This window comes from Streptomyces sp. SID1328 (assembly GCF_009865595.1).
In the GTDB taxonomy this organism is placed as follows: Bacteria; Actinomycetota; Actinomycetes; order Streptomycetales; family Streptomycetaceae; genus Streptomyces; species Streptomyces griseoluteus.
In genome coordinates this window covers 1-2,644 of the sequence record NZ_WWKH01000501.1, presented here as the reverse complement: position 1 = coordinate 2,644, position 2,644 = coordinate 1, and the positions used below count along the sequence as shown (strand labels likewise).

Here is a 2,644-nt window from a genome sequence, read left to right as displayed (position 1 = left end):
CCGCCTTGCCTGCGCGGGTCCGGGAGGCGGCCGCGCGCATCTCGCGCCGCAGGTCGCCCGCGGCGCCCCGGACGTCGGCCTTGATCTCGGCGGCGAGTTCCGCGACGGACTCGCCGATCTCCATTTCCAGGTCGGCCAGTTCGCCGCTGCGCTCGGCCAGTTCGGCGCGGCCCGCGTCGGTGATCGAGTAGACCTTGCGACCGCCCTCGGTGGTGTGGGTGACCAGGCCTTCGGCCTCCAGCTTGGCCAGGCGCGGGTAGACCGTGCCGGCCGAGGGGGCGTACAGACCCTGGAAGCGCTCTTCGAGGAGCCGGATCACCTCGTAGCCGTGGCGCGGGGCCTCGTCGAGCAGCTTGAGGAGGTACAGGCGGAGGCGGCCGTGGGCGAAGACGGGGGGCATGTCAGAGCACCTTCTTGTCGGTCGTGCCGTCCGCGGGGGAGGCGGAGGCGGGGCCGGGGCCGGACCCCCAGGCGGTGTCGTCGTCCTCCTCGGCCGGGCGGCGCAGCAGGGCGATCGAGCCGGAGACGGTGGTGGCCCGGAGCTTGCCGCTGCCCGAGCCGAGGCGGCCGGTGATCTTGTGAGCGCCCCACTGGCCCTGGACGCACAGGCCGTCGAAGGCGTTGGAGATCGAGCCGCTCGCGGTGTTCGCCTCCACGTCGGTGTCGCCGGGGTGTGGGAGCCGTATGGCGATCTCGCCGGAGACGCTGGTCAGCCGCACGTCGGTGGGGCCCTCCGGGTCCAGGTCGATGATCATGGAGCCGCTGACCGAGTCGGCGCGGACGGAGGGGCCCGCCCCCTCGACCACCGTCAGGTCGCCGGAGACCGACTTGAACCGCAGGTCGCCGCTGACGGCCTGGGCCTCCACGCTGCCCGAGACGGTGTCCGCGCGGACCGGGCCGGAGACGCCGACCAGAGTGGTGTCGCCGGTGACGCCCTTGATCACGGACGGCCCCCGCACTCCGGAGACGACCGCGGCGGCGCCCACCACGCCCACCTCGACGCGGGTGTTCGCGGGGACGGCCAGGGTGACCACCGCGCTGCGGCGCCAGCCGTCGCGGTCCAGCCACTTCAGCAAGCCCTTCCAGGGCAGGTCCTCGTACGCCACCGTCAGGGTGCCGTGCCGGTGCGTGACGATCAGGGGTGGGCCGTCGATGTCCGAGATCTCCAGGCGGGCGGAACTCTCCTCGGTGCCCACGACGTTCACCGTGCCGTTGACCACGCGGACGTTCAGCTCGGTCACGGGGGCGTCGAAGCTCAGCTTCTGGGGTTCGGCGACGGTCCACTCGGACACGGGTCCTCCTCGGGCGTGACGCGGACAGGTGGGCGACAAGCAGGCGGAGCGGGGCGCTGCGCGGTGGGTGAACATGCCCACCCGTCACGCCATATCGCGTCTCCTGTTATTCACGATATATCGTGGCCGTCGGAAGTCAAGACACCCTTTCGGGGGACCAGGGCCCAGCGGTATCCGGGCATGGCTGTGCGGACCCTGCCCCTTGGGGCGGGCCGGCAGGCGAAGTGGGCGAGGGCGGCCGGTGCCCCCGGTGAGTTGCCCCGAGCGGCTACTCGTCGTCCTCGTCGTCCAGCCGCGCCAGCCACGTGGCCAGGCGTTCCACCGGGACCTCGAAATCGGGGTTCAGGTCGACGAACGTACGCAGTTGCTCGGCGAGCCACTCGAAGGTGACCTCTTCCTCGCCGCGCCGCTTCTCCAGTTCTTCGATGCCTCGGTCGGTGAAGTACATGGATGACGCTCCGTCGGTCTGTGCAGGGGTAGGGCCGGTCCCGGGCGGGAAGAACCCTCATTCGCGGACGTGACCGCGAGGGGAGAGGGCGCCGCCTGTTCCGGCTGGGGAGCCGGGAGAGGACAGGAAAAGCATAGGCAGCCGCCGGGCGAGGTGGGCAGCCGGTGCCGAGGGGCGCCGGTCACGGCCGGTGACGGGGGACGAGCGGGGAGAGGACGGGGGTCCGATGAACGGGGACTCGACGCGGGTGGCGCGGATCGAGCTGCCGGACGGTACGCCGGTGTGGGCACGGATCTCGGGCGCGGAGGAGTTGTCGTACACCGACACCGGCTTCCACGAGCGGGTGGAGGCCAGCGTGGAGAGCCTGCACTCGCTGATCACCGGGGTCGCGCGCTCGCTCTCCGGCCCGCTGAGCGCGGTACGGCCCGACGAGGTCAGCGTGGAGTTCGGCATCGAGCTGACCGCGAAGGCCGGCAAGGTGGTCGGCCTCCTCGCGGACGGGGAGGCGAAGGCGGCGCTGACGGTCACCCTCACGTGGAACGGGGGGCCGCCTGAGCCGGGTGCGGGTCCCGTGCCGGGGGGCGCGCTGGTTGGAGGCGGTCCGGAGGCCGGGCCCATGGGGGGTGGGACCGGTCCGGGTGCCGGAACCGGGCCGAGCGGACCGGCGCCAGGCTCCGGATCGGCGCCCACAGCGCCGAGAGCGGGGTCCGGCCCTGCCGCACAGGTGCCGCTCCCCGGTCCTCGGCTTGCCTGGGCGCCGGATGCGGAGTCCGTCCGGGGCGGCCCCGTGACGGAAGCACAAGCCGCCGGCCCCACTCCCACTCCCACTCCCGCACCCGCGTCAGGAGCACCAGTGCCCGGCCCCCACCCTGGGCTCGGCCACGCACCGGCCGCCGCGCCCGCA

The 2,644-nt window shown here is 73.1% G+C and carries 3 protein-coding genes and 1 pseudogene; 1 reads left to right on the top strand and 3 read right to left on the bottom strand.

Annotated features, from left to right (window positions below):
• From GT030_RS15735 to GT030_RS15725, 3 genes are all read right to left on the bottom strand, one after another.
• A partial coding sequence (locus tag GT030_RS15735) for a PadR family transcriptional regulator (protein ID WP_161201650.1) occupies positions 1–400 on the bottom strand: 400 nt, incomplete at its 3' end.
• A gap of 1 nt (position 401) precedes the next feature.
• Positions 402–1,292 carry a DUF4097 family beta strand repeat-containing protein gene (locus GT030_RS15730; RefSeq protein ID WP_161201649.1) on the bottom strand — a complete coding sequence of 297 codons (891 nt, stop codon included), beginning with the start codon at positions 1,290–1,292 and terminating at the stop codon, positions 402–404.
• A 268-nt stretch (positions 1,293–1,560) separates the two neighbouring features.
• Positions 1,561–1,740 carry a DUF6104 family protein gene (locus GT030_RS15725; protein WP_003992906.1) on the bottom strand — a complete coding sequence of 60 codons (180 nt, stop codon included), beginning with the start codon at positions 1,738–1,740 and terminating at the stop codon, positions 1,561–1,563.
• 226 nt (positions 1,741–1,966) lie between these two features.
• Here GT030_RS15725 and GT030_RS36485 point away from each other — a divergent pair.
• Positions 1,967–2,296 (top strand): annotated as a pseudogene (locus GT030_RS36485) (CU044_2847 family protein); the annotation flags it as partial.
• Positions 2,297–2,644 lie beyond the last annotated feature (348 nt).

Coding starts and splice junctions, on each gene's coding strand:
- GT030_RS15725 (WP_003992906.1), bottom strand. CDS start 1,740: ATGTACTTCACCGACCGAGGCATCGAAGAACTGGAGAAGCGGCGCGGC.